This window comes from Stenotrophomonas sp. YJH_SMC_53 (assembly GCF_059369995.1).
Genome location: NZ_JCAFTF010000006.1, coordinates 163,691 through 187,304, shown reverse-complemented (window position 1 = coordinate 187,304; position 23,614 = coordinate 163,691). Strand labels below are relative to the sequence as shown.

The following is a 23,614-nucleotide window of genomic DNA, read 5'->3' as shown; positions in this document are numbered from 1 at the left end:
GTCCGCGCCGCCCCGCCGATTGTTAACGCGCGTTGCCTGAAGGATTGACGCCACCTTGCCCCACCCTTGATGGGGCCGCTCACAACGCATTCCTATGCTGGGCCCGCCACCTGCGAGGTGGTGATCAACCTGGAGATACCCCATGCAACGTGATCAGAAAGACCTCCGCCATCCGGACACGGAAGCGCAGCGCCCCGATCCTGTCAGCCCGCTGCAGGCAAAGCTGCACAACCACCGCAATCATGACGAAGCGCTGCAGGAAACCTTCCCAGCCAGTGATCCGATCTCTCCCTTCGTCGCTGCGCCCACGCCGGACGAGCAGGCCAAGCGCCTGGGTGAGCGGGTCAGGCTGCCAGATCGCCGCACGGATGAGGAGGCCGCGGGAGGTGACGCGTGATGCGGCACAGCTTCGCCCGTGTCGCGGCCGCGACGGCGCGATTGTCCGGCAGCCTGGGGGCATTCGTCGCGGCGCTGGGTGTGATCATCACCTGGGCCGCGAGCGGGCCGGCCTTCCACTTCAATGACACGTGGCAGCTGGTGGTAAATACGGGAACGACCATCGTGACCTTCCTGATGGTGTTCCTGATCCAGCACACGCAGAACGCCGATACGGCCGCGCTGCACATCAAGCTGGATGAACTGATCCGGGTCAGCAAGGACGCCAATCAGGAGCTGTTGAACCTGGAGTCGATGGAGCCGGCGCATCTTGAGGAGATTCGCCAGCGCTACGAGGCACTGGCGAAGACCGCTGCAGACATCCAGTCCAAGAAGGAGCGCTGCATGCCGTGTGGTTCGGGCGCACTCTCGTAAAGACCGTGCGCAGTAATCCTGCGGGCGCTCACATGCCGCCTTCACCTGGCCCCTGCCCGATCGCAACCGGGCAGGACCTACGCTGGGCACTCCACTCACTGCGGAGCCCAGTATGGCTATCAAGACGGCGGAAGACCTGTTCATCCACGAACTCTCGGATATCTACAGTGCCGAGAAGCAGCTGACCAAGGCCCTCCCGCGCCTGGCCCGTGCGGCCGAGAACCCGGACTTGGCCGCAGCGTTCGAAACGCACCTGGAAGAAACGCAGGGCCAGATCGAACGCATCGATCAGGTGGTGGAGGTGCTCGGCATTCGCCTGAAGCGCATCAAGTGTGCGGCGATGGAGGGCCTGGTGGAGGAAGGCAAGGAAGTGATCGACAGCATCGACAAGGGGCCGGTGCGGGATGCGGCCTTAATCGGTGGCGCGCAGAAGGTGGAGCACTACGAGATTGCTTCCTACGGCACCATCGCCGCGCTGGCCAAGGAGCTGGGCTACAAGGATGCCCTGCCGCTGCTGCTGGAGACGCTTGAGGAAGAGAAGGCAACTGACGAAAAGCTGACCCTGCTGGCCAAGGGCGGCGGCAACGCCAAGGCCGCGCAGGCCGCCTGATCGACGCGCCCCGGAAGCCGGCTGCCACGGATGGCAGCCTCAGGGCTGGTACAGCACCTGATCATTGGGGCAGAAGAACGTGCGTCGCCGCGCGGTCCCCATGTAGAGCTTGCTGATCGGGCCACCGCACAGGGGACAGGCCTTCCTGGTGTGAACCTGCCAGTGCTTCTTCAACTCGAAGCGACGCTTCCATTCCAGGAAATCGAAGCTGTAGGCGCGGGCCTGCTCGATCATGGCGGTAAGCCTGCGTGGCGGCAGGTCGCCCAGCCGTGTGGCCGGATGCACGCCTATCCGGAACAGCACCTCGTTCTTGATGATGTTGCCCACGCCGGCGAAGACGCTCTGGTCCAGAAGCGCATCGCAGACCAGGACGTCCGGCATGGATTCTAGCTTGCGCCGGGCCAGCTTCGGATCCCAGGCATCATTCATCACGTCCGCCCGCCAGTCGTAGATGTCGTCCAGAGGCTGGTCAATCAAGCGCACGGAACACGCATAGAAGTTCAGCTCACCGTTGTCGAACACCAGCGATACCCGCGCCGGGGTCGGCTTCCGTTCGTCAATGCGCCAGCTGCCGAACATCATCAGGTGGATGCGCAGCGTGTGGCGGCTGAATTCCAGCAGGAAGTGCTTGCCCCAACTGCGGACCGCCTTGACCCTGCGGCCCTGCAGCGGTGACAGGTCGATGCGGCTGTTACCGGACACGGCGCGGACCACGTGCCCCTTGAAGTGGCTCGCTGCTTCGCGCAGCAGCACGATCGAAGGGCCTTCAGGCATGTGCATTCTCCTGCAGAAGCGCCTGCAGGCGCAGGGCGTTGCCGGTGGCAAGGCCCAGTGCGGTATTGTCCAGTACGAACCAGGCGGGTCGTTGCGCGCCGGATTCGCGCCGCAGTCGTTCCGCCAGCTCCGCCAGGGCCTGTTCGCTGTACGCACTGCGATAGATCTGCGGTTGACCGTGCCAGCGCCAGTAGCTCCACGTGCGGTCACCGCCGGGAACCGCTGCCGCCGGCACACGTGCCGGATCCGCAGCGACCCGTGCCACGCCATTCGCACTCAGAAGTGCATCCACTTCCGGCGTGAACCAGCTCGGGTGGCGCGGCTCGCACGCCAGATCGGCCCGCGTGCGGGCGCGCAGGCCTCGCAGGAAGGTTTCGGCCGTGATCGTGTCGTACACCAGGCTGGGCGGCAACTGCAGCAGCAACGGACCGAGCTTTCCGCCCAGCTCCAGCACGCCTTCAAGGAACTGTTCGAGCGGTTGCATTGCATCGCGCAGCCGACGCTCATGGCTGATCTCGCGCGGCAGTTTCACCGTGAACCGGAAGCCCTCCGGCACGCTCGCGGCCCATCGCGCGTAAGTCCTGCGCTGGTGCGGGCGATAGAAGGAAGAGTTGATCTCCACCATCGGCAGGCGTGTGGCGTAGCGCTGCAGTAGGCTGTCGCCCGCGCCGAACGCTTTCTGATCCGCCCGCGGCAGCGACCATCCCGCACAACCGACGCGTGGTGGGTCGGACGCAACCGGGGCGGCTGTGGCCTTCATCGTACCGACTGCCAGTCCGGTTCCAGGGTCTCTCCCGCACCTGCATCCGTCTGCAACGGCGAAACCGACAGCAGACGATCCAGCGCACTGCTTCCCGAGTCGAGCGCCGACGCGCTGCGTACGAAGCCGGTCCAGTCGGAGATGGCGATCTTTCCCAGCGCCAGTTCGTCTACCCGCACGCTGCGCATCCGCCAGTGCGGAAACTGTCGACGCCCCACCCTGCCCCGGTTCAGCTCGACGATCCCACTGTGGCTGCCGGCCGCGAGAATGCGCGTGTACGCCGCATTGATCCCGGCCTCCGGGCCCTCCAGATACTGCAGGAAGCGCGAGCCATCGAACAGCAGCGTGCCGGTGACATCGACGGATTCGTTGAACTGCACCGCTTCGGCCACAAGCTGCTGCAGCCGCGCTGCGGTCAGGTTGCGGGAGGCTTCACTCACGTAGGCAATCGCACGAAGAGGCATGGCACCACCGATGGTTGCGGACCGCTTTACCTTAGCGATGCCGGTCGTACGCGCGGTGAGTCCGGTGTGGAGGCTGCGTCGAACTGTTGCGTAGCCCTTCCCCATAGCGTTGACGCGCTGGTCGGGCACAAGCCGCAGACCGCCGCAATGTCAGGCGCGCCCGGTACGCAGCCACTTCAGCAGGCGACCGCCTCGTCGGGAGGTGTGAACCGCCCAAGGTGTGCGCTGCACGCAGCCCTGATGCAGCGATAGCATCCACGGACTTCGTGGTCTGCGATCAGGGCATCGGGCTGGACAGTGCCGTGCCGCCGGCTCGACTTCGCAGGCTGCCAGCCGGAGCGCGCGGAGCGTCCGCTGCCACCAGCGCCTGTACCACACGATGTTGCATACGGTGAGCGCCGCCTTCCACGCCCACGACATACACGAAGCGCCCATCGAACTTGGCGTGCGCGTCCTCCAGGACATCGTCGGCCTGCAGCGCCCGCTTGAGCGACTTCATCCATGTCCGTTCAGGCATGCGGTCCAGTTCCACCACGACGGCTGTGCCACCGCAGTCCAGCGGCATGCACTCGACACGCAGCACGCGGGGGGAAGCAGAATCGGTTCCGGATAGCGGCATGAGAAAAGCTCCGATGCGGGGGACGGCGGCAGTATCCATGGCACGTGCCAAGGCGCCGTCAACAAACTCCATCCGGCCCTGCACGCTGCCTATACGGTGCTGGAAGCGCGCTTCACGGGCTTCGCGCCGGGCTGACAAGCCGCACGCACCGTATTGATGCTACACAGCACAGACTGGCGTTCCCGAAGCAACACAGGCTGCACACATGCAATCCGGATTGAGCCAGCGCAGATGCAACCTGCTGCTGGTGGAAGACCAGCTCGACCTGGCAGCACTGATGGAACATGCACTTGAGGACGCTGGCGACCAGGTGACACACGCCTACAGCGTGTTCGACGCGCTGGGACTGCTGGATACCCAGCGGTTCGACGGCGCCGTGCTGGACGTCGAGCTTCGAGACGGCGTGGTATTTCCAGTCGCTGATCGCCTGGCGGAACTTGGCATCCCCTTTCTGTTCGTCTCTGCGGTCTATGACCAGCTGGTGCCACAGCGCCACCGCCGGGCTGCCTTCGTGGCCAAGCCATTCCACATCGATCAGTTGCAGGACACTGTGCGGCGTGTGATCAGCTGCACAACACGCTAGCACCCGTCCCGCACTTCAGGCGGCGTTCGCGTAGGGCTCAACGACTGCAAGCAGCTTCTCCATCGCTTCGGCTTCGTCCTGGCTGGTTACTGCCCGCTGGATGAAACGGCACCAGTCGGCAAGGGCGATCATCTGCAGCTCGCTCGCGCTGACCGACAGGCAGCGCATCGGCCAGAACGGCAACCGCCGCTGCCCGACCCGGCCACGCCCGAGTTCGGTCAGTTCGGTGTGGCTGCGGGCCCCGCTTACGCGGGAGAAGGCAACATCCAGCCCGTCCGCGGGGCCTTCCATGTATTGCAGGAAGCGCTGCCCGTCAAACAACAGGACCCCGGTCACGCCCGCTGATCGATTGAAGCGGGCCGCATCTTCCATCAGTGCAGCCAGGCGTTCCGGCGTGAACCCGGGGGCAGCCCGGCTGGCGTAGACAATCGCGCTGTTCGGCATCGGCCGCTCCTGCTTTCCCAGCCGATCAATCTATGGTCGGCAGCGTTCACGCGCCGTAAACGCGTACAGGGAGCGCGTCACATATTGGCCGATGTGCCCGGGTTTCATGGGATTCGGCCTGAATCGGAGACGCCTGACGGCGCGACCGCCTGCTGCGGTGCGGCGAAATGGCCGGTGTTTACGCAATGGCCGGCCCGGTGAGCACGGCAGGGGCACCCGCCGCCCCCATTTCCGCCAGATAGGCTGAAAATCCCCCTGCGGCGCGCCCTTCCAGACGCGCACTGGTGAAGACGACGGGAGCACCGGCCCAGCGTACATCCGCGCCGCAGGCCTGCAGCGCCCTCACCATTTGAACGTCTTCCCCGCAGCGCAAGGCAGGAAAACCGCCGACCGCACGATAGAAATGGGCAGAGACACCCAGGTTGGCACCATGGATGCGCCCGTGACCTTCCCCCCACTGCTGCCGCCCCTGGAATACCCTGCGCAGGCGATGTTCGGACGGGCAGCGCGCCGCAATGTCCACCAGTCCGCAGAAGGCGTCACACGGCTGCTCCAGTTGTCCAACCAACCAGTCGCCAGGGACCTCGCTATCAGCGTCGGTGCTGGCCAACCACGTGGCGCCGCGACCCAGCAGCTCGACGGCGGCCGCTGCGCGGGCAATCCCCACGCAGCGTGCATCCAGCCGCACAATGCCGACGCGCTGTTGGTGGCAGATGGACGCCGTCGCATCCGAGCAAGCGTCCAGTGCAACCACCAGTTCGACCGCTTCGCCGCCCAGGCCCGGGTGCAGGGCCGCCCTTCGGATCGATTGCAGGCAGCGCGCCATGCTGGCTGCCTCGTTGTGCGCGGGGACCAGAACGCCTATCACCGCAGGCCCTCGTTGCGGGCCAGTGACAGCGTGCCGCGCGTCCAGCCCTGCAGCACGAAGTCCGCATCGCGATAGTGGAAGGCTTCGTGCAGGCCGTGGCCCAGGCACCGATGCACGACTTCGGTCCGGCTCACCCGCCCGGGGAACGAGGGCAACCAATGGCAGGCGACCAGCAATCCGTCGTCACGAAGTGCTTGATCGATTCCGGCACGCAGCTCGCGAAGGGCGCTCGTCCCCAGGTAGTAGCCCATCTCACCGCAGACGATCAGGTCGAAGCGCCCCGGCGGCCATTGCTCGGGGTGGCTGGCGCAGTGGACCTGCACGTGCGGCAGGTGGGCCAGGTTGCGGCGGGCCCGGAACGCTGCGCGCGGGCTGATATCGGTGGCCAGCAGGCGCTCACAGCGGGCCGCCAGGGCCTCGGTCAGCACGCCGTTGGAGCATCCCAGCTCCCAGCCACGATTGAACTGGCGCTGGCTCAGGCTGGCCAGCAGCAATGCACGCTTGCGTTCTTCATACCACCGACTGCGGTAGCCAAAAGGGTCTTCCTGCTCATGCAGTTCATCGAAGTACGGTTGCGCGCTCATGCCAGAAATACCTCGTAATCGCGGAAAAATCGGGCCAGTACATGGGAAGGCAGCACCGGTGGGCTGTTCAGGCCCGGCACGTTGCCCGTCTGCGTCCGGAACCGGGCGATCGCACTTCGTTTCACCGACGCCACTGCGGAAATGTCGACAAGCTGCGGGAACTCCCACGCCATATGCGCGCAGGCCGGATCCAGCCAGTGCCAGCCCCATACCGGGTACTCCAGGCGACGGCAACCCACTGCGCGCGCGGCGCGGCAGGCTGCACGCCCTGCCGCTTCGTGATCGGGATGCCCATCGAAGCGCCAGGGCGCCAGTACCAGATCGCCCGGCTGCAGGTGCTGCTGCAGCCAGTCCTGCAGGCCCTGTTCGTGCTTGCTGACCGCGCCATCGCCGATGCCGAGATGAAACGTCGCGTCGGCCGTAATCCCAAGTTCCGCCAATGCCGCTGCAAGCTCTGCCCGACGCGCCGACCGCAGGCGCTCCGGTGTCCACCACGGTTCACCCGGATAACACGCTTCACCATCGGTCACGGCAATGACGCCAACCTCCATGCCCTGTGCCGCGGCATGATGGAGCAGCCCGCCACAGCCAAGAATCTCGTCGTCGGGATGCGGCGCGACGACCACAAGGCGGTCATGGTCGGCGCACAGTGAACGGGCGGACGTGGACGGTTGCTGCCAGAGCCAATCGCAGCGCAGCCAAGCCTGTTCCTGAGTTCCCCCTCCTTGCAGGGGTGTGCTGGCTACAGCGCCCATGCGGTCTCCTCGGCTGCCCGCTGCTCACCCAGCCACTGCCAATCGCGATCGGCATGGCACTGCCTGAGGAACACCGTCAGGTCCGCCCAGCGGCGGGCGTGACCGTCTTCCAGGCACATCGGCGCCGGACCGAGCGCGCGGCCTGCAAGGTCCAGGACGCGCGTCGCCGCCCGCTCGACCACGCAGCGCAGCCGCACTACGTCTCCCCGATGCGCCGATTGGGGCGCGTCGTCGATGCGCGCGGCCACTTCGCGAAGCAGCGCCGCAGCCGGCCCCAGCACAAGGTCCGCTGCACCCAGCAGCCGTGCGCGGTTGCCGTCGCTGCAGGCCGGCCGCACGCGTTCAGCCAGTGCCACCGCTGCGCCAAACCAGACCGCCGCGATACCGGCTCCGCCATGCCAGAAGCCCGGCCGTTGCAGGTAGGCGTCGCGCGGCCCCAGAATCGTCATCGGTGCGCCGTCGAAGCGCACCGTCGTGGACGGAATGCCGGCCATGCCAGCCGCCGGCCAGGGCTCACCCGAAAGCGTGCACCAATGCTCCGCCGCCACATGGCACAGCCACACGCCGTGTGTGTTCCGCACGGTTACCAGTGCCGCATCCACCCACGCGCTGCCTGAACACCAGGGCTTGTCACCATACAGTCCACCGCCGGCGTCGATGCGCAGGGTGTTGGCTGGGCCTTCTGCGGCCCACACCGCCAGCAGCTGCCCTTCAGCAACCCTAGGCGCGTTCAGCTCGGCAATGATCGCCTGGGCGTCGTAATGCGCTTCCAGTACCTTGGCCAAGCAGAGGTCCTCTGCCCCCCACGCCGCCAGCGCCCGCCAACGCTGCAGTGTGTGGCCACTTCCGGGCAAAGGCAGCGCGGGCTGCTGGGCGAGAACCTGGCGCGCGCGGTTGAACAGCGAAGAAGGCGACGTCACATCCTGCATGGCCGGTCTGCAATGAAGATAGGTCATGAACGTAGGCGCCCTGCGGTCACATCACTGTCTTGGCGATGTGGCGGCCACATGAATACCCGGCGCAGTGTTCCTCACGCGGTCACCGCTGGCGCTGTTCGCTTGCACGCACGCACTGGCGCAGTTCCCATAGCCATGGCAACACCACCAGCCCAAGCGCCGGCAGCAATACAAACCCCCACAGCGCCGGTGCTGCCGGTGCCACATTGACTGCCCAACGAGGCTCGGCCTGCCACGCCACCCCGCCCAGCAGCACCCAGGGAGCGGCGTCGAGCACACTGTGCACGTGCTGCTCGGCCGGGCTGATGCGTCGCCCCCCGTCCGCGCTGACGGTGTCGAGGTAGCCGGCGATTGCATGCGCGATGACCAGGACTGCCAGCAGCGCGACGAGCAACCATGTGCTTTCCAGCACGAGCCACGCCAGCACGCCGCTGCCGATGAGCAGCAGCTGCAGCCCATGCAGCAGGCTCTCGCGCATCGCGGACGTGTGCGGCAGGTCGGTACGCCGGTGAAAGTGGAAGTCCAGCGCACCGGCGGCCAGCCAGACTGCGTAGACACCGGCAATGACAATCGCGCTCATGACGGCCTGCTCAGGGGGTCAATACGATCTTGCGGCAGTCGTCGTCCTTGGCATCGAACATCGCATAACCTTGCGCTGCGTCGGCCAGGCGCATCCGGTGTGAGATGATGTCACCCGGATCCAGCTTTCCTTCGATGATGGCGTCGAGCAGTTCCGGCATCAGTCCCTGCACGTGGGTCTGCCCCATCTTGAATGTCAGCCCCTTGTCGAACGCATCGCCCAGCAGGAACCCGTGGATGAAACCGGCATAGACACCGGGAATGCTGACCACGCCGCCGCGGCGGGCGGCTGCGATGCACTGACGGATGGCCACGCCGCTGCTGCCTTCCAGTTTCACGGCGGTCAGCGCTGACTCCAGGGCACTGCCCTCGGCCTCGAAACCGACGGCCTCGATGCAGGCATCCACGCCGCGTCCACTGGTCTGGGTCAGGATGTAATCGGCCGGGTCCTCGATCTCCTTGAAGTCGATCGGCGTCACACCATAGGCACGGCGCGCGTAGTCCAGGCGGTAGCGAAGATGGTCGACCATGAAGATGGTCTCCGCACCCAGCAGCCGGCAGCAGGCCGCGCTCATCAGTCCCACCGGACCGGCACCGAAGATGGCTACTGTCGAGCCCGGCTTGACCCCAGCGTTCAGCGCGGCCTGATAGCCGGTGGGCAGAATGTCCGACAGGAACAGAACTTGTTCGTCGGCCACGCCTTCCGGAATGCGCAGTGGGCCCACATTCGCCTTGGGCACGCGCACGAATTCGGCCTGTCCGCCTGCCACGCCGCCATACAGATGGCTGTACCCGAACAACGCCGCCGGAGGCAGAAGGCCCTTCTGGTTCAGCGCAGCGCCCTTGCCCGTGTTGGTGGTCTCGCAGGCGGCATACTCGGCCAGCCGGCAGTGGAAGCACTCGCCACAGGCGATCACGAAGGGGATCACCACGCGATCACCCGGCCTCACCTGCGTTACGCCGCTGCCGACCTCTTCCACCACGCCCATGAATTCGTGGCCCAGCACATCGCCGTCGTGCAGATCGGGAATCTTGCCCCGATACAGGTGCAGGTCCGAACCACAGATGGCGGTGGCGGTAACCCTCAGGATCAGATCGTCCTCAGCCGCCAGCACCGGGTCCGGCACGGTCTCGACGCGCACATCCTTGCGGCCGTGATAGGTCAATGCCTGCATCGTGCTTCTCCAGAAGATCGGAACGACAGCATCGCAGGGACGTCCTCCCGCCCCGGTGACATCCAGGTGTGCACAGCGTTCATTCCGCGGCGTCGTAGCGTTAACCCCGACCGGGTCACGCTGCGAACACCCGCCACAGGAGCCCAGCATGAACGACAAGCTGCCTTTCAATCCAACAACAGACGTGGACGATCAATCGAAGGCGCACACCCCGGACAAGCGGCGCAATGATCGAGCGAAGTGGAAGGCGCACGACATGCCGGACGACGGCGATGGCCCCAAGGCCGTACCTGAGGACTACGAACGTCCCGACCCCGATCCGACGGGCAAGCGTTGAGGCCGCCTCACATCCTGGATGCGCCGGATTCACGCGTCATGGTGCGCTACCGGCGCAAGCTGCATGCACGGTTTCCGGTCAGCCTGAACGAGGTGTTGCATGTGGAAACGCAACGGTCTCTCGCTGGTGCTGCTTGCACTCACTGTCGTCTTCATTGTCGGGCAGGCAGTTGCGGGACATCACGTGCACAACCAGACGTTGACGCAGCACGGACGCGCGCCGGTCGACCTGTGGCACTACCTGGCGACCGGGCATTTTGTCAGCGCTACATTCGAAAACTGGGAGAGCGAGTTCCTGCAGATGGGGATGTACGTTCTTCTGACCGTCAACCTGCGCCAGCGTGGCTCAGCCGAATCCCGGCCGCTGGACCCCGCGCAGGAGCAGAACCGCGTCGAGCCGGGCCCTGCGCCGTGGCCGGTTCGCCGCGGTGGCGCATGGAAGGTGCTCTACGCTCACTCGCTTGCGATTGCCTTCGGGCTGTTGTTCCTGCTCAGTTTTACATTGCATGCATTGGGTAGCTGGCGCGCCGAGCAGGTCGAGCAACAGTTGCAGGGATTGCCGGTGCCGGGTTTCCTGGAGCATCTGGGCAGCAGCACGTTCTGGTTCGAATCGATGCAGAACTGGCAGAGCGAATTCCTTGCCGTGCTGTCCCTGGTCGTGCTCACGATCCTCCTGCGGCAGAAGGACTCACCGCAATCCAAGCCGGTCGAAGCTCCGCACGCGCAGACAGGTGATTGAGCCATGGGAAATGCTCCGTCAACGGCCTTGCTGATCATCGATATGTTCAGTCGCTTCGACTTCCCGGGTGCGCAGGCGCTGGCACCGGCTGCGGAGCGGGCGGCCAGACAGATCCGGCGCTTGAGAGACCACTTCGATGACCACGGATGGCCGGTCATCTACGCCAATGACAATTTTTCCGACTGGAAGCGTGACTTCCGCCAGCAGGTAGCACAGTGCCAGCGGGACAGAGGACCGGCCGGGCGGATTGCCGACCTCCTCTCTCCCCTGCCCGGCCACTACTTCGTGCTCAAGCCCGAGCATTCGGCGTTCCTGGCCAGCCCGTTGCCGATTCTGCTGGCCAAGCTTGGCGTGCGCAGCCTTTGGCTCGCTGGGATGACGGCCGATTCGTGTGTCCTGGCCACTGCGCTGGACGCCAACGCCAGGGAATTCGACGTAGTGGTGGCACGGGAGGCCGTGGCGGGGACGCCGGCCCGGAAACAGCGTGCGATGGCGCTGCTCGCCGATTCTGGTGCAGCCCGGGTCGCACGGCTCGCCTCGCTAGTCCCGGCATGACAGGCCGGAGCGGGCTCAGGCCCGGTCTGCGATTCCCTTTACACCGGCATGACCGGCGCAATGTGCGCAGCAGAAGATCTGACCGCTTCCTTCAACGCCATGGCCGATGATCGCGCAGTCGCAATGTGCGCAGCGCGGTGCGAACGCGTGGATGGCGCACTCGAACGAATCGAAGGTGCCGCTGCGTCCACCCTGCTGGAGGGTGAAGCTCTTGTCGTAGTCATTGCCGCAGACATCACAGGTAGCCATGGGGCACCTCATGCGGAGGAAGGAGCATGCAGTGTCGCGGGCGCGGGTGTCGGCGGTCGTGAATGCATCGTGTCGCCAGCGTGCAGAACACCGATGTGTTCATTACGCAGGCTGCAGCCCGCGTTGGCAACGCCCAGCCCACGCGTCTCAGCGTGCCTTGCCGGGCTCGGCACTGCCACCAGGCGATGTGCCGCGACCACAGGGAAACGCCGCGCGCAGCCCTTCGACAACCAGGGCAGACGCATCCTGTTGCAATCGCTCGCGGGGCAGCTGCCGGAGATGGGAAGACACCTGATCGACCAGTTCATGCGGAAGGATCCGGCCCTGCCCACACCACTGCCCGCGGCTGGCATCGGCAACACCCAGAATGTAGCTGCTGGCCCGGGCGCTGGACAGCCCCCGGCAGTGTTCGCCATCGCAGAACCCGTCAGCGCCTTTGCCCTGCAGCAGCGTGATGAGTTCGGTCCCGCTGACAAGCCAGGTGCGCTGCAAAGGTGCTGTCTCCGCGAGCGCAGATCCGGCAAGGAGGCAGGCGCAAAGCAAGATCAGCTGGCGAACGTGGCGATCCGCCAGTCGGGCGTGGCGTCCATTCATTTCCGCGCCTCTCGTTTTTCCGCATTCCATGCGGTCGACCCTCTCACCACGCACCTCCCCGTCATCACCAGTCTGCGTACCGGCAGCTCCGGCATGCGCAGGCGCTCCAGCAACAGCGACATCGCAGCTCGCCCCATCTCTTCAACCGGCTGCTCGACCACGGTAATACCCGGTTCGACCAGCTCGGTCCATCGCTCGTTGTCGAAGCCTGCCAGCGCCAGCTCTCCTGGAATCGCAAGCCCAGCGCTGCGGGCCGCTTTCAATGCGCCCATGAGCAGCAGGCTGTTGCTGGCGACCAGCGCATCGGGACGCGAAGGACTGGTCAACCACTGCTCGACCGTTGCGATGGCGGCCTCGGCCGTGGGCTCTACCTCCCGGTAGTCCGGTTCCAGCCCGTGCCTGCGCATTGCAGCGATATAGCCGTCGCGGCGTTCGGACGCCGTGGTACTGGTGCTGCCGAACAGGCCACCGATGCGGCGATAACCGCGCTCGGCCAGGTGCTCGACCAGGCGTGACATCGCCGCTGCGTTGTCGAGGACCACGCTGTCGATCGTGCCACCCGGTGCGGCACGGTCGACCAGGACCGTAGGGTAATCCAGCGTGAGCCGGTCCAGCCGCCCCACCGTGGTCCGGGTGGGCGCAAAAATCAGCCCACTGATGCGTTCCTCATGCATCAACTGCAGATACAGCGCCTCGCGCTCGGGGTCCTCATCGGTGTTGCAGAGGGTGACGCGAAGGCCTTCCCGGTATGCGACTTCCTCCACGGCGCGGATCAGCGCGGTGAAGAACGGGTTGCGGATATCGGCCACGATCAGGCCGATGATGCCGGTATGCCGGGCGCGCAGGCGTCTTGCCTGCAGGTTGGGGTGATATCCGGTCTGGCGGATCGCCGCCTCCACCCGGCCGCGCACGGCCTCGCTGACCGGGCCGCCGCCGAGCACCCGCGACACCGTGGACTTGGATACCCCCGCCACGCGTGCGACGTCATTGATGCTGATGCTCACTGGTAACGTTCCCGGAATCGAGCGCCTTTCTGGGCCGGACGGCCGTCCAGGACCATGTTAACGCCAAAGGACTATTGGATTTTTGTGCACTGCACATTGAAATGGCGAGTGGGAACGTTCCCAATACGTCTCAGCCACCCCTTCCGCGGAGCCCCCCTTGTCGCCCCAGACCTCCCCTTCCCCGGCCAGCCGGGAACTGATCCGCCTGGACGCGCGGGCGCAGGACAAGACCGATGCCATTGCGCAGGTCGCGCAGATGCTGGTCGCGTCCGGCTGCGTGGCGCCGGGGTACGAAGCCAGCATGGGGCGGCGCGAAACGCTGGCGAACACCTTCCTTGGACACGGCGTAGCAATCCCGCACGGGCTTGGCGAGGACCGCCATCTGGTGCACCGCGATGGCATCGCCGTGCTGCAGTTGCCGCAAGGCGTGGAATGGAACCCGGGACAGATCACCCGTCTGGTGGTCGGCATCGCTGCCCAGTCGGATACCCACATCACGGTGCTGCGCCGCTTGACCCGGCTGATCCAGGACGAGTCCACGCTGCAGCGGCTGTTCACCACCACCGAGGCGGGCGAGATCGTGAACGCGCTGGCCGGCGATGTCGCGATTGCCGTCACCCACGCGCCAGCCGTGGATCTGGCCGAGCGCTTCGAATGGACCATCGCCTACCCCAACGGACTGCACGCCCGTCCTGCCACGCGCTGGGCCGAGACGGCGCGCGGCTTCGCAGCCCGCGCGCAGGTCCGCGCAGGCGATCAGGCGGCCGATGCCAAGAGTCTGGTAGCGCTGCTTCAGCTCGGGCTGCGCGAGGGCGATGCCGTGCGTGTTTCTGCCGAGGGCGCCGATGCCCCCGCGCTGCTGGCAGCGCTGCGCAAGGTCATGGATGGATTGGTCGCACAGGAAAGGGCTGATGCCGAGCGTGCAGCCCAGCGCAAGGCAGCAGCCCCTGTCGCCGGGTGGAAACCACCCGAAGCGCAGGCGACGATCATTGGCATCGGCGCCAGCCCCGGATTGGCGATCGGCCCGGTGCATGTGCTGGCCAGCACGCAGGCGGAAGTCACTGACCGTCCTACCCCGCTTGGCGAGGGCGGCGCACGCCTGCAGGATGCACTCGGCCGCACCCGCCAGCAGCTGGCCGCCCTGCAGGACGACACCCAGCGCCGCCTTGGCGCTTCGGATGCGGCGATCTTCAAGGCGCAGGCCGCGCTGCTCGACGACACCGACCTGATCACCCGCACCTGCCAGCTGATGGTTGAAGGCCATGGTGTGGCGTGGTCATGGCACCAGGCCATCGAGCAGATCGCCTCCGGGCTGGCGGCGCTGGGCAATCCGGTGCTGGCCGGGCGCGCGGCGGACCTGCGTGATGTCGGCCGGCGCGTGCTGGCGCAGCTTGACCCTTCTGCTGAAGGTGGTGGCCTGGCGGATCTGCCGTCGCAACCGTGCATCCTGATCGCCACAGATCTGTCGCCTTCGGATACCGCCAATCTCGACACCGGTCGCGTGCTCGGCCTGGCCACCGCGCAGGGCGGGCCGACCTCGCACACCGCCATCCTCTCGCGCACGCTGGGCCTGCCGGCGCTGGTGGCCGGCGGCGCCGGGCTGTTGGCGATCCAGCCAGGCCGCGAAGCGATCATGGACGGCAGCAGCGGACGGCTCTACCTGTCCCCCTCCGAAGCCGATCTCGCCTCGGCACGCGAATGGATCGCCGAACAGCAGCAGATCCGCGAGCGCGAAGCCGCGCAACGCGCGCAACCCGCCCAGACCCCCGACGGCCACCGCATCGACATCGGCGCCAACGTCAACCTGCCCGACCAGGTGCCACTGGCACTGGAACAGGGTGCGGAAGGCGTTGGCCTGATGCGCACCGAGTTCCTGTTCCTCGAACGCGGCAGTACGCCCAGCGAGGAGGAGCAGTACACCACCTATCTGGCGATGGCCAAGGCACTCGACGGCCGCCCGCTGATCGTGCGCGCGCTCGACATCGGCGGCGACAAGCAGGTGGCGCACCTGGAGCTGCCACGCGAGGAGAATCCATTCCTCGGCGTGCGCGGCGCGCGCCTGCTGCTGCGCCGCCCTGACCTGCTGGAGCCGCAACTGCGTGCGCTGTATCGCGCCGCCAAGGACGGTGCACGCCTGTCCATCATGTTCCCGATGATCACGTCGGTGACCGAGCTGGTCGCACTGCGCGCCATCTGTGAGCGCCTGCGTGCCGAGCTGGAGGCGCCGGTGGTGCCGATCGGCATCATGATCGAAGTGCCGGCCGCGGCCGCTCAGAGCGACGTACTGGCGCGCCATGCCGACTTCTTCTCGATCGGCACCAATGATCTGACCCAGTACGTGCTGGCGATCGACCGCCAGAACCCGGAACTCGCCGCCGAGGCCGACAGCCTGCATCCGGCGGTGCTGCGCGCGGTCCGCGCCACGGTTGAAGGCGCACGGCTGCATGGGCGCTGGGTCGGCGTCTGTGGCGGCCTGGCCGGCGATCCCTTCGGCGCCATGTTGCTGGCTGGCCTGGGCGTGGACGAACTGTCGATGACCCCGAACGACGTCCCGGCGGTGAAGGCGCGCCTGCGTGGCACCGCGATGACCGAACTGCAAGCGCTGGCCAGCACCGCACTGGGGTGCGAAACCGCCGAGCAGGTGCGCGGCCTCGATGGAGCGCGCGCATGACTGCCCGCGCCGTCACCGTGACCCTGAACCCGGCCATCGACCAGACCGTGCGCCTGGCCCGCCTGCAGCCAGGCCGCGTGCATCGCGCCGGCAGCTCCCGCGACGACGCAGGTGGCAAGGGCATCAACGTGGCGGCCTGCCTGGCCGACTGGGGCGTGCCGATCACCGCGCTGGGCGTGCTGGGCGACGGCAACGACGGCGTGTTCCGCACGCTGTTCCGTGAGCGGGGCATCATTGACGGCTGCCTGCGCGTTCCGGGCCATACCCGCACCAACATCAAGCTGGTCGAAGAGGCCAACGGCGAAACGACGGACATCAACCTGCCAGGCCTGGCCGTGGACGCTGCCGATCTGGACGCGGTGTCGCGCCAGCTCGGCGCCCTGCTCTCGCCCGGCCTGCCGGTCGTGCTGTCCGGCAGCCTGCCGCACGGACTACCGGCCGATGCATGGGCGCGGTTGCAGGCGCAGGCCGGAACGGCCGGTGCGCGCGTGCTGCTGGACACCAGCGGCGATGCGCTTGCAGCTGCGCTGGACGGCGCGCAGGGCGCGCTGCCCTACGCCATCAAGCCCAACCGCCACGAACTGGAGGCCTGGACCGGCACGTCGCTGCCAGATCGCAGCGCACTGCGCGCTGCAGGCCAGGCCTTGGTCGAACGCGGTGTCGCACTCGTTGCCATCTCCATGGGGACCGACGGCGCGCTGTTCATTGATCGCGCCGGCGCCCTGGTCGCGCGACCGCCGCGTCTGGCCCAGGGCAGCACGGTGGGCGCCGGTGATGCCATGGTCGCCGGCATCGCCGCCGCGCTGTTGGAGCGCTCCCTCGACCTGGCCGCCTGTGCACGACTGGCCACGGCGTTCTCGATGAGCCGGCTGGATAGCGGAGACGCGCGGCGGCTCGATCCGCCGCAGGTGCGCGCCGGGGCCGGCGATGTACTGATCGAGCGGTTGGATTGAAACACCTGCCGGAGGAGCGGCGGCTGGCTTCGGGCCACCCGCGATGCCTCCGGCAAGGACGAACCCGAAGCATTCCAGGAGTTCCCATGCACGCTTCCACCGTAGTCATCGCCGCTGGCGAACGCAGCATCGAGGCGGTACTTGCCGCCGAGGCCCTGCGCCGCGCGGCCCGCCAGCGCGGGCTTGAGCTGATGATCGAAATCCGCAGCGACCAGGGTGTGACCGGCGCGCTGCCCGCCTCGGACGCCGTCTCCGCAACCCAGTTGCTGCTGGTGGGCGATGGCGAGGCAGACATCGCACGCTTCGGCAATGCCCGCATCGTGCATGCCAGCCTGGGCGAGGTATTGGACGATCCGGTCGCCGCGCTTGCACCGCTCGCTTCCGCGCCGGCCAGTGACCACGGCACTGATGCGGGCAAGCGCATCGTCGCCATCACCTCCTGCCCCACCGGCATCGCCCACACCTTCATGGCGGCGGAAGGCCTGCAACAGGCTGCCAAGGTGCTGGGCCATGCGATCCGGGTGGAAACCCAGGGCTCGGTCGGCGCGCAGGACGCGTTGAGCGATGAAGAAATCGCCGCCGCCGACCTGGTGCTGATCGCCGCCGACCGCGAAGTCGATCTGTCGCGTTTCGCAGGCAAGCGCCTGTTCAAGAGTGGTACCAAGCCGGCGATCAATGACGGCCAGAACCTGATCCGCAAGGCGCTGGCCGAGGCCGGCGTGCACGCGGGGACAGCGGCTTCGGGCCGTACCGCAGAGAAGAACAAGAGCACCGGCCCTTACAAGCACCTGATGACCGGCGTGTCGTTCATGCTGCCTTTCGTGACAGCCGGCGGCCTGTTGATCGCACTGGCGTTCGCGCTCGGTGGCATCTATGCCTTCGACGACGCACACAAGGGGACGCTGGCCTGGTCGCTGTTCCAGATCGGCGCCAAGTCCGGTTTCATGCTGATGGTGCCGGCGCTGGCCGGCTACATCGCCTACTCCATCGCCGACCGCCCCGGCATCGCGCCCGGCATGATCGGCGGGCTGGTTGCGGTCAACATGGACGCAGGTTTCATCGGTGGCATCCTCGCGGGCTTCATCGCCGGCTACGGCGTGCACTGGATCAACCGTGCGCTGCGCCTGCCGCGCAGCCTGGAAGGCCTCAAGCCGGTGCTGATCCTGCCGGTGCTGGGCACGCTGCTGGTCGGCCTGCTGATGATGTACGTGATCGGCACGCCGGTGGCCGCACTGCTGGCCTGGCTGACCGACTGGCTGCGCGGCATGGAGGGCAGCAGCGCGATCCTGCTCGGTTTGCTGCTGGGCGGCATGATGGCCGTTGACATGGGTGGACCGGTCAACAAGGCGTCCTACGCCTTCTCCACCGCGTTGATCTCCAGCCAGGTGTACACGCCGATGGCGGCGACCATGATCGGCGGCATGACGCCACCCCTGGGCATCGCGCTGGCGACGTGGTTGTTCAGCAACCGCTTCACTGCCGAGGAGCGCGGCACCGCCGGTGCCGCCGGCGTGCTCGGCCTGAGCTTCGTGACCGAGGGGGCTATTCCCTACGCGGCACGCGATCCGCTGCGCACCATTCCTGCGCTGATCCTCGGCTCGGCCGTGGCCGGTGCGATCTCGATGGCCGCAGGCGTCGAGTTGAAGGTGCCGCACGGCGGTGTGTTCGTGCTGCCGATCCCGAACGCGGTCACCCATCTTGGTGTCTACCTGCTGGCGCTGTTGGCCGGCGTGGCGGTCACCGCGATTGCACTGCGCATCCTCAAGAAGCCGGTCACGGCCCCCACTCTGTAAAAGGAACCCCGCCCATGACCTGCCCTTCCTGCCGCCTGGTGCCGGTAGCGATCCTGCTGGCCCTGCCCTCACTGGCCGTAGCTGCCAACGCGAGTGATGTCCTCACTCCCAAACTGGCTTACACCGGCGAGGCGGCCGCCACGCTCGATGGTGGCAAGCGCAGCGGCACCGCTTACGCCGGCCAGCTGATGTTCGGCGCCGATGTTGACCTCGACGCTGCGTTCGGCTGGCGGGGGGCAACGATCAAGGCCTATGGCATCAATCGCCACGGCACCAACCTCGCCAACAGCAGCACCGGCAACAGCACCTCGGTGCAGGAAATCTACGGCGGCCAGGGCACGCGCCTGGCCAACCTGACCCTGGAGCAGAAACTGCTGGATGACCGGGTGGTACTGGAGGCCGGTCGCAGCGTCGCCAACATCCACCACCTCGGGTCGGAGCTGTGCCAGTACTTCCAGGGCAACTCGGCGTGCGGCAACCCGACCTACGTTTTCCGCACCAGCAACTTCACCTGGTGGCCCGTATCGAGCTGGATGGCCGACGCCACGGCCTGGGTGACGCCCGATGTCTATGTCCGCATCGGTGCCTACCAGGTCGATCCCAGCCAGGCCGAGGATGGCCAGCATGGCCTGAAGTGGAACACGAACCAGGCCACCGGCTGGATCGTGCCCTACACGATCGGCTGGCGCAGCCCTGCTTCGGCACGACTGAAAGCCCGCTACGAACTCGGTGGCTGGCAGGACAACTCGACCTATCGCGATCCGCTGCGCGATGCCAACGGCATTCCCGCGCTGCTCAGTGGCCAGGAGTACGCGGCACGCCACGGTCGCTCCGGTGCGTTCGCGCGCTTCGAGCAGCAGCTTACCGGCGATGGCAATGGCCGCGGCCTGACCCTTTTCGGCGCCGCGCTCAAGGGTACCTCCGGGCAGCTGATCGAGGATCACTTCCTGCAGGCCGGGCTTGTGCAGAAAGGCACGTTCGCCAGCCGGCCGCAGGACAGCATCGGCTTCGTCGTCACCCAGCAGAAGTACAGCGGCATCGCGCTGGAGAACCTTCGCCTGGCCCGCGCTGCCGCTGGCGGCAGCGGCACCCCGCACGGAAGCCAGGTAATGATGGAGCTGAGCTATGGCATCCAGGTCACCCCACAGCTTCGGATCGCGCCGAACCTGCACTACATCGTGCATCCCGACCAGTTCAATGAACCCGCACGCCAGCGGGACCTGCCGAATGCACTGATCGCGGGCATGCGGGTTGACTGGAACCTGTAGCAGATCGCACGTGGTGGTGAGGCGCTGCCCGTGTCAGGCACCAGGGTCCGCAACCGGTCCGGGCGGCGCACCGACACTCTGGCCGGGCTTCAGCTGCTGTCCGCCACCCACGCCAGTTCGAACGTCAACGCGAGGCGCTGGCCAGGCTCCAGCCGGTGCGGTGCCAGGGTGAAGCCGTCCGGCGGGCCGCTCTGCGGTTCGACACAGGTGGCGTGCGGCGCAGCGTCGTAGACCACCCAGTGGTCGTGGTCCGACCTCAGCCGCAGGCGCTGGCCTTCGCGTACCAGCGTGATGTCACCGTCGGCAACGAAGCAGTCATCCCAGGGGCCGGTGGTGGGCTCCACGTGGGGCAGCGTGGCAATACCTTCCCTGTCCTGCGGATACATCGCGCGAGGATCGAACAGCAACCGGTCCGGCTTCCGGAACCAGGGGTGCCAACCCAGCACCGCCGGCATCGCCTGCTCGCCGGCCTGGACCGAGAGGCGCAGCTGCAGGCTATGAGGGTGCAGGCTCACTTCCTGGAGGGCGACGCCACCGAAGGGCCAGTACCTGTCGCGTGGCAGCGTCAGCGAGAGCGTGGCCGTGGCCATCTCCATGCGCTCGACCTGCCAGGGTCGCGAGAAGCCCACGCCATGGATGGCATGCCCCCCGAAATTGAGCGGCAGCGCATGCGGCGCGCCGTCGAAGCGGAACTGTCCCTGGCGGATACGCCCGGCCCACGGCACCATCGGGTAGCAGCCCCAGGCGATCGCCGCCGCCCCGGTCTCCTGCGCGTCCACCAGCCATTCCACGCCCCGGTAACGCAGGTGCGCGATGCGCCCGCCCGCCCCTGCGGCGAGCGCAACCTCCAGTTCGCCGCACCTCAACCAGTGCAGCTCACCGGCCGGCAGCGGGGCCAGCGCATCATCCCTCGGCAACATGCGCTCAGGCCCCGTAGGGATTGATCGTGCGGATGCTTCCGTCCGGCTCCATGTGCAGCGGCGTGCACTTGGCCGAGCGCAGGTGGGTGATGCCGCCGGACATCAGCGCATCGTGATAGAACAGGTACCACTGCCCCTGGAACTGGCAGATGGAGTGGTGGGTGGTCCAACCGACCACGGGGGTGAGGATCACGCCAGCATAGGTGAACGGCCCGTACGGGCTGTCTCCCACGGCGTAGCACAGCTGGTGGGTGTTGCCAGTGGAGTACGACAGGTAGTAGCGACCCTGGTACCTGTGCAGCCACGGACCCTCGAAGAAGCGGCGCGCGTGGTCGTCCGCACGCAGCGGCTGGCCATGCTCATCCAGGATCTGCACTTCGCGGGTAGGCTCGGCCAGCTCGGTCATGCCGGCATCCAGGCGGCCCACGCGCGGCCCCAGGGCCGGTGCGCTGCCCTCGGGTTCCTCGTGTGCCACGTCGTACTGGTTGTCACGATACTTCTGCAGTTGCCCGCCCCAGATGCCGCCGAAGTACAGGTAGTGGCTGCCATCCGCGTCTTCGAACACGGCCGGGTCGATCGAGTACGCGCCCTTGATCGGCTCCGGTTGAGGCACGAACGGGCCCTCCGGTCGCGCACCGATTGCCACGCCGATGCGGAACCGGCCCTCGGCGTCCTTGGCCGGGAAGTACAGGTAGTAGCGGCCATCGCGACAGGCGGCATCGGGAGCCCACATCTGTTTCCGCGCCCACGGCACGTCGCGCACGTGCAACGCCATGCCGCAATCGACGGCGGTGCCGTCGGGCGTATCCATCTTCAGCACATGGTAATCCTGCATGCCGAAGTGGCCGCCTTCATCGTCGAATGGCTGGCCACCGTCGATGTCGTGCGACGGATAGATGTACAGGCGCCCCTCGAACACGTGCGCCGAAGGGTCGGCGGTGTAGATGTGGGTCACCAGCGGTTGCGAAATGGCGTGTGCGGTGAGCTGCGCAAGACGGGCTTCGCTGGCCTGGCCGTCTTCACCGGCAGAGAGATCGATCATGGTTGTCATCTTTGCGTTACGCGGAGGCGTCGGCGGAACGGCGACGCAGGTGGAGATCCTGCTCGATGCGGGTTTCCGCGCGCTTGTCGATCCGGTAGAAGAACAGCAGCGCCACGGCGAGCAGGAACGGAAGGGAGCAATAGACGCTTACGGTCAGGCGGATGCCCTGCACCACGGCCTCAGGCTGCTGCACCAGGCCTGCCTGGTAGCCGTAGTGGGCAAGGATCGCGGCGACCAGCGCGCCGCCGACACTGAGGCCGATCTTCAGCCCGCACAACATCGCCGAGAAGATGATCGCCGTTGCCCTTCGATGGTTCTTCCACTCCGAGTAGTCCGCGACGTCGGCGATCATCGCCCACAGCAACGGGATGGTGATGCCATAGCAGAAGCCATGCAGCATGAAGGCTGCGAACGCCACCGCCACCGCCGTGGGTGGGAACAGGTAGAAGGCCAGCAGGAACAGGGTCGAAACAAACAAGGCGCCACCGAAGACATCGCGCTTGCCGAAGCGATCCGCCAGCCGCCGTGATGCACCAATACCCAGGATCATGCAGAGGATGCCGCACGCGTTGAACAGGCTGAACGCCGAGGTGGCCGCGTCCTTCGGCCAGGTGAACGCCGCGAAACCGGCGCTGGCGAGGGCGCCATTCAATGCACTGATCAGGCCATTGAAGCCTGAGTTTTCCAGGAAGCTGGCGAGCGCCGCTTCGCTCATGTAGTACTGGAAGTAATAGATGTAGGTGCCGCCTTTCAACGCCAGGTTGATGAACACCAGCACGGTCAGCGCCAGCATCACCTGCCACGGGCGGTTGTGCAGCAGGTCCGACAGGTCCTGCACTATGCCGCCGGTCTGCTCGCGCGTCGGCACGATGCGTTCGCGGGTGGTGGCGAAGGTGATCAGGAAGAACACTGTTCCGATCAGTGCGAAGGCGGTCATGACCTGTTCGAAGCCGCGCACCCGGTCGCCGTCACCCAGAATCAGCACCAGCGGCATCAGCAGCACCTGGATGATGAACTGCGCGATCATCACGGCCACGAAGCGGTAAGCCGAAAGGCTGTTGCGCTGCGCCATGCTGCCGGTCAGCACGCCGCTCAGCGCCGAGTACGGCAGGTTGTTCGCGGCGTAAACGCAGACCAGCAGCGCGTAGGTGCCCAGTGCATAGATCACCTTTCCGCGCTCGCCCAGGTCCGGGGTGCTGAACGCCAGCAGGGACAGTACGCCAAAGGGGATGGCTGTCCACAGGATCCACGGGCGGAAGCGGCCCCAGCGGGTGGACGTTCGGTCGGCCGCGATGCCGATCAACGGCGTGAACACGAACGCACCCAGCAGGCCGACCACAAAGATGATCGTGGCCGCGGTCGCAGCTGGCAGGCGGTAGACGTCGGTGTAGAAGAATGCCAGGTAGGTGATCAGGGTCTGGAAGATCAGGTTGGCAGCGAGATCGCCCAGGCTGTAGCCGAGCTTCTCGCGAACCGACAGCGCGTGTTCAGTGCTTGCCATGCAGCGGA

At 66.6% G+C, this 23,614-nt stretch carries 28 protein-coding genes; 11 read left to right on the top strand and 17 right to left on the bottom strand.

The genetic code is table 11. The features are described 5' to 3' along the window. The first annotated feature begins 142 nt into the window (after nt 1-142). The 3 genes from AC5P7X_RS11655 to AC5P7X_RS11645 all read left to right on the top strand — a co-directional run bounded on the left by AC5P7X_RS11655 (nt 143) and on the right by AC5P7X_RS11645 (nt 1,420). A complete protein-coding gene (locus AC5P7X_RS11655) occupies nt 143-397 on the top strand; it encodes a hypothetical protein (RefSeq protein WP_495214858.1) in 255 nt (84 codons plus the stop codon). Further along, nucleotides 394-810 (top strand): low affinity iron permease family protein, encoded by a 417-nt coding sequence (locus AC5P7X_RS11650; protein WP_171956971.1) that lies wholly within the window; start codon nt 394-396, stop codon nt 808-810. The genes AC5P7X_RS11655 and AC5P7X_RS11650 overlap by 4 nt, the downstream gene beginning before the upstream one ends. Before the next feature lie 112 nt (nt 811-922). Then, entirely contained in the window at nt 923-1,420 is a 498-nt protein-coding gene (locus AC5P7X_RS11645) for a YciE/YciF ferroxidase family protein (protein ID WP_495214856.1), read from the top strand. Nucleotides 1,421-1,459: 39 nt separating this feature from the next. On the opposite strand, the gene AC5P7X_RS11640 is transcribed toward AC5P7X_RS11645, so the two are convergent. The 4 genes from AC5P7X_RS11640 to AC5P7X_RS11625 all read right to left on the bottom strand — a co-directional run bounded on the left by AC5P7X_RS11640 (nt 1,460) and on the right by AC5P7X_RS11625 (nt 4,076). Then, entirely contained in the window at nt 1,460-2,194 is a 735-nt protein-coding gene (locus tag AC5P7X_RS11640) for a DNA-formamidopyrimidine glycosylase family protein (protein ID WP_070489195.1), read from the bottom strand. Next, a complete protein-coding gene (locus tag AC5P7X_RS11635) occupies nt 2,187-2,954 on the bottom strand; it encodes a DUF72 domain-containing protein (protein WP_495214855.1) in 768 nt (255 codons plus the stop codon). The genes AC5P7X_RS11640 and AC5P7X_RS11635 overlap by 8 nt, the downstream gene beginning before the upstream one ends. After that, nucleotides 2,951-3,418 (bottom strand): BLUF domain-containing protein, encoded by a 468-nt coding sequence (locus tag AC5P7X_RS11630; protein WP_346607292.1) that lies wholly within the window; start codon nt 3,416-3,418, stop codon nt 2,951-2,953. Before AC5P7X_RS11630 ends, AC5P7X_RS11635 begins: the two co-directional genes overlap by 4 nt. Nucleotides 3,419-3,695: 277 nt before the next feature. Next, entirely contained in the window at nt 3,696-4,076 is a 381-nt protein-coding gene (locus AC5P7X_RS11625) for a hypothetical protein (protein ID WP_229765966.1), read from the bottom strand. A 166-nt stretch (nt 4,077-4,242) separates the two neighbouring features. Between AC5P7X_RS11625 and AC5P7X_RS11620 the strand changes: the two genes are divergently transcribed. Further along, on the top strand, nt 4,243-4,620 hold the full coding sequence (locus tag AC5P7X_RS11620) for a response regulator (RefSeq protein ID WP_053496599.1): 378 nt from the start codon (nt 4,243-4,245) through the stop codon (nt 4,618-4,620). 15 nt (nt 4,621-4,635) lie between these two features. Here the strand turns inward: AC5P7X_RS11620 and AC5P7X_RS11615 are convergent, their stop codons facing one another. The 7 genes from AC5P7X_RS11615 to AC5P7X_RS11585 form a co-directional block, all read right to left on the bottom strand. Continuing rightward, nucleotides 4,636-5,064 carry a BLUF domain-containing protein gene (locus AC5P7X_RS11615; RefSeq protein WP_495214854.1) on the bottom strand — a complete coding sequence of 143 codons (429 nt, stop codon included), beginning with the start codon at nt 5,062-5,064 and terminating at the stop codon, nt 4,636-4,638. A 178-nt stretch (nt 5,065-5,242) separates the two neighbouring features. Next, a complete protein-coding gene (locus tag AC5P7X_RS11610; protein WP_495214853.1) occupies nt 5,243-5,932 on the bottom strand; it encodes a glycosyltransferase family 2 protein in 690 nt (229 codons plus the stop codon). Continuing rightward, nucleotides 5,929-6,516 carry a class I SAM-dependent DNA methyltransferase gene (locus tag AC5P7X_RS11605; protein ID WP_065196295.1) on the bottom strand — a complete coding sequence of 196 codons (588 nt, stop codon included), beginning with the start codon at nt 6,514-6,516 and terminating at the stop codon, nt 5,929-5,931. Before AC5P7X_RS11605 ends, AC5P7X_RS11610 begins: the two co-directional genes overlap by 4 nt. Next, complete coding sequence (locus AC5P7X_RS11600; protein WP_206620267.1) at nt 6,513-7,271, bottom strand: PIG-L deacetylase family protein; 759 nt, start codon at nt 7,269-7,271, stop codon at nt 6,513-6,515. The genes AC5P7X_RS11605 and AC5P7X_RS11600 overlap by 4 nt, the downstream gene beginning before the upstream one ends. After that, nucleotides 7,259-8,200 (bottom strand): acyl-CoA dehydrogenase, encoded by a 942-nt coding sequence (locus AC5P7X_RS11595; RefSeq protein WP_206620268.1) that lies wholly within the window; start codon nt 8,198-8,200, stop codon nt 7,259-7,261. The genes AC5P7X_RS11600 and AC5P7X_RS11595 overlap by 13 nt, the downstream gene beginning before the upstream one ends. Nucleotides 8,201-8,309: 109 nt before the next feature. Further along, nucleotides 8,310-8,807 carry a hypothetical protein gene (locus tag AC5P7X_RS11590; protein ID WP_329842272.1) on the bottom strand — a complete coding sequence of 166 codons (498 nt, stop codon included), beginning with the start codon at nt 8,805-8,807 and terminating at the stop codon, nt 8,310-8,312. 10 nt (nt 8,808-8,817) lie between these two features. Then, nucleotides 8,818-9,981 (bottom strand): zinc-dependent alcohol dehydrogenase, encoded by a 1,164-nt coding sequence (locus AC5P7X_RS11585; protein WP_111128454.1) that lies wholly within the window; start codon nt 9,979-9,981, stop codon nt 8,818-8,820. A 148-nt stretch (nt 9,982-10,129) separates the two neighbouring features. On the opposite strand from AC5P7X_RS11585, the gene AC5P7X_RS11580 reads away from it, so the two are divergent. From AC5P7X_RS11580 to AC5P7X_RS11570, 3 genes are all read left to right on the top strand, one after another. Next, the gene (locus AC5P7X_RS11580; RefSeq protein WP_053496592.1) at nt 10,130-10,318 is read left to right on the top strand and encodes a hypothetical protein; all 189 of its coding nucleotides are present in this window, start codon (nt 10,130-10,132) and stop codon (nt 10,316-10,318) included. A 99-nt stretch (nt 10,319-10,417) separates the two neighbouring features. Then, nucleotides 10,418-11,056 carry a DUF6766 family protein gene (locus tag AC5P7X_RS11575; RefSeq protein WP_495214852.1) on the top strand — a complete coding sequence of 213 codons (639 nt, stop codon included), beginning with the start codon at nt 10,418-10,420 and terminating at the stop codon, nt 11,054-11,056. 3 nt (nt 11,057-11,059) lie between these two features. Then, on the top strand, nt 11,060-11,611 hold the full coding sequence (locus AC5P7X_RS11570) for a cysteine hydrolase family protein (protein WP_329842269.1): 552 nt from the start codon (nt 11,060-11,062) through the stop codon (nt 11,609-11,611). 15 nt (nt 11,612-11,626) lie between these two features. Here the strand turns inward: AC5P7X_RS11570 and AC5P7X_RS11565 are convergent, their stop codons facing one another. The 3 genes from AC5P7X_RS11565 to AC5P7X_RS11555 all read right to left on the bottom strand — a co-directional run bounded on the left by AC5P7X_RS11565 (nt 11,627) and on the right by AC5P7X_RS11555 (nt 13,458). Then, nucleotides 11,627-11,860, bottom strand: coding sequence for a metallothionein (locus AC5P7X_RS11565; RefSeq protein WP_005416583.1), 234 nt, complete (start codon nt 11,858-11,860; stop codon nt 11,627-11,629). A gap of 147 nt (nt 11,861-12,007) precedes the next feature. Beyond that, complete coding sequence (locus AC5P7X_RS11560; RefSeq protein ID WP_329842268.1) at nt 12,008-12,454, bottom strand: Rap1a/Tai family immunity protein; 447 nt, start codon at nt 12,452-12,454, stop codon at nt 12,008-12,010. Then, nucleotides 12,451-13,458: a LacI family DNA-binding transcriptional regulator gene (locus tag AC5P7X_RS11555; protein WP_329842267.1), complete on the bottom strand. Its 1,008-nt coding sequence runs from the start codon at nt 13,456-13,458 to the stop codon at nt 12,451-12,453. The genes AC5P7X_RS11560 and AC5P7X_RS11555 overlap by 4 nt, the downstream gene beginning before the upstream one ends. 157 nt (nt 13,459-13,615) lie before the next feature. Here AC5P7X_RS11555 and ptsP point away from each other — a divergent pair, with 157 nt between their 5' ends. The 4 genes from ptsP (at nt 13,616) to AC5P7X_RS11535 (ending at nt 20,143) form a co-directional block, all read left to right on the top strand. Then, nucleotides 13,616-16,129: a phosphoenolpyruvate--protein phosphotransferase gene (gene ptsP, locus AC5P7X_RS11550; protein WP_495214850.1), complete on the top strand. Its 2,514-nt coding sequence runs from the start codon at nt 13,616-13,618 to the stop codon at nt 16,127-16,129. After that, a complete protein-coding gene (locus AC5P7X_RS11545; RefSeq protein WP_329842265.1) occupies nt 16,126-17,082 on the top strand; it encodes a 1-phosphofructokinase family hexose kinase in 957 nt (318 codons plus the stop codon). The genes ptsP and AC5P7X_RS11545 overlap by 4 nt, the downstream gene beginning before the upstream one ends. Before the next feature lie 86 nt (nt 17,083-17,168). Then, entirely contained in the window at nt 17,169-18,875 is a 1,707-nt protein-coding gene (locus AC5P7X_RS11540; protein ID WP_329842264.1) for a PTS fructose transporter subunit IIC, read from the top strand. A gap of 14 nt (nt 18,876-18,889) precedes the next feature. Beyond that, nucleotides 18,890-20,143 (top strand): carbohydrate porin, encoded by a 1,254-nt coding sequence (locus tag AC5P7X_RS11535; RefSeq protein ID WP_329842263.1) that lies wholly within the window; start codon nt 18,890-18,892, stop codon nt 20,141-20,143. A gap of 89 nt (nt 20,144-20,232) precedes the next feature. Here the strand turns inward: AC5P7X_RS11535 and AC5P7X_RS11530 are convergent, their stop codons facing one another. From AC5P7X_RS11530 to AC5P7X_RS11520, 3 genes are read right to left on the bottom strand one after another with little or no spacing between them, the layout of a single operon-like run. Beyond that, nucleotides 20,233-21,063 (bottom strand): aldose epimerase family protein, encoded by an 831-nt coding sequence (locus AC5P7X_RS11530; protein ID WP_495214849.1) that lies wholly within the window; start codon nt 21,061-21,063, stop codon nt 20,233-20,235. Nucleotides 21,064-21,067: 4 nt separating this feature from the next. Continuing rightward, entirely contained in the window at nt 21,068-22,105 is a 1,038-nt protein-coding gene (locus AC5P7X_RS11525) for a glycoside hydrolase family 43 protein (protein ID WP_329842261.1), read from the bottom strand. Between the two features lie 16 nt (nt 22,106-22,121). After that, nucleotides 22,122-23,606, bottom strand: coding sequence for an MFS transporter (locus AC5P7X_RS11520; protein WP_005416593.1), 1,485 nt, complete (start codon nt 23,604-23,606; stop codon nt 22,122-22,124). Between the last annotated feature and the right edge of the window lie 8 nt (nt 23,607-23,614).

Coding starts and splice junctions, on each gene's coding strand:
- AC5P7X_RS11655 (WP_495214858.1), top strand. CDS start 143: ATGCAACGTGATCAGAAAGACCTCCGCCATCCGGACACGGAAGCGCAG.
- AC5P7X_RS11645 (WP_495214856.1), top strand. CDS start 923: ATGGCTATCAAGACGGCGGAAGACCTGTTCATCCACGAACTCTCGGAT.
- AC5P7X_RS11640 (WP_070489195.1), bottom strand. CDS start 2,194: ATGCCTGAAGGCCCTTCGATCGTGCTGCTGCGCGAAGCAGCGAGCCAC.
- AC5P7X_RS11635 (WP_495214855.1), bottom strand. CDS start 2,954: ATGAAGGCCACAGCCGCCCCGGTTGCGTCCGACCCACCACGCGTCGGT.
- AC5P7X_RS11630 (WP_346607292.1), bottom strand. CDS start 3,418: ATGCCTCTTCGTGCGATTGCCTACGTGAGTGAAGCCTCCCGCAACCTG.
- AC5P7X_RS11625 (WP_229765966.1), bottom strand. CDS start 4,076: ATGGATACTGCCGCCGTCCCCCGCATCGGAGCTTTTCTCATGCCGCTA.
- AC5P7X_RS11620 (WP_053496599.1), top strand. CDS start 4,243: ATGCAATCCGGATTGAGCCAGCGCAGATGCAACCTGCTGCTGGTGGAA.
- AC5P7X_RS11615 (WP_495214854.1), bottom strand. CDS start 5,064: ATGCCGAACAGCGCGATTGTCTACGCCAGCCGGGCTGCCCCCGGGTTC.
- AC5P7X_RS11605 (WP_065196295.1), bottom strand. CDS start 6,516: ATGAGCGCGCAACCGTACTTCGATGAACTGCATGAGCAGGAAGACCCT.
- AC5P7X_RS11600 (WP_206620267.1), bottom strand. CDS start 7,271: ATGGGCGCTGTAGCCAGCACACCCCTGCAAGGAGGGGGAACTCAGGAA.
- AC5P7X_RS11595 (WP_206620268.1), bottom strand. CDS start 8,200: ATGCAGGATGTGACGTCGCCTTCTTCGCTGTTCAACCGCGCGCGCCAG.
- AC5P7X_RS11590 (WP_329842272.1), bottom strand. CDS start 8,807: ATGAGCGCGATTGTCATTGCCGGTGTCTACGCAGTCTGGCTGGCCGCC.
- AC5P7X_RS11585 (WP_111128454.1), bottom strand. CDS start 9,981: ATGCAGGCATTGACCTATCACGGCCGCAAGGATGTGCGCGTCGAGACC.
- AC5P7X_RS11580 (WP_053496592.1), top strand. CDS start 10,130: ATGAACGACAAGCTGCCTTTCAATCCAACAACAGACGTGGACGATCAA.
- AC5P7X_RS11575 (WP_495214852.1), top strand. CDS start 10,418: ATGTGGAAACGCAACGGTCTCTCGCTGGTGCTGCTTGCACTCACTGTC.
- AC5P7X_RS11570 (WP_329842269.1), top strand. CDS start 11,060: ATGGGAAATGCTCCGTCAACGGCCTTGCTGATCATCGATATGTTCAGT.
- AC5P7X_RS11565 (WP_005416583.1), bottom strand. CDS start 11,860: ATGGCTACCTGTGATGTCTGCGGCAATGACTACGACAAGAGCTTCACC.
- AC5P7X_RS11560 (WP_329842268.1), bottom strand. CDS start 12,454: ATGAATGGACGCCACGCCCGACTGGCGGATCGCCACGTTCGCCAGCTG.
- AC5P7X_RS11545 (WP_329842265.1), top strand. CDS start 16,126: ATGACTGCCCGCGCCGTCACCGTGACCCTGAACCCGGCCATCGACCAG.
- AC5P7X_RS11540 (WP_329842264.1), top strand. CDS start 17,169: ATGCACGCTTCCACCGTAGTCATCGCCGCTGGCGAACGCAGCATCGAG.
- AC5P7X_RS11535 (WP_329842263.1), top strand. CDS start 18,890: ATGACCTGCCCTTCCTGCCGCCTGGTGCCGGTAGCGATCCTGCTGGCC.
- AC5P7X_RS11530 (WP_495214849.1), bottom strand. CDS start 21,063: ATGTTGCCGAGGGATGATGCGCTGGCCCCGCTGCCGGCCGGTGAGCTG.
- AC5P7X_RS11525 (WP_329842261.1), bottom strand. CDS start 22,105: ATGATCGATCTCTCTGCCGGTGAAGACGGCCAGGCCAGCGAAGCCCGT.
- AC5P7X_RS11520 (WP_005416593.1), bottom strand. CDS start 23,606: ATGGCAAGCACTGAACACGCGCTGTCGGTTCGCGAGAAGCTCGGCTAC.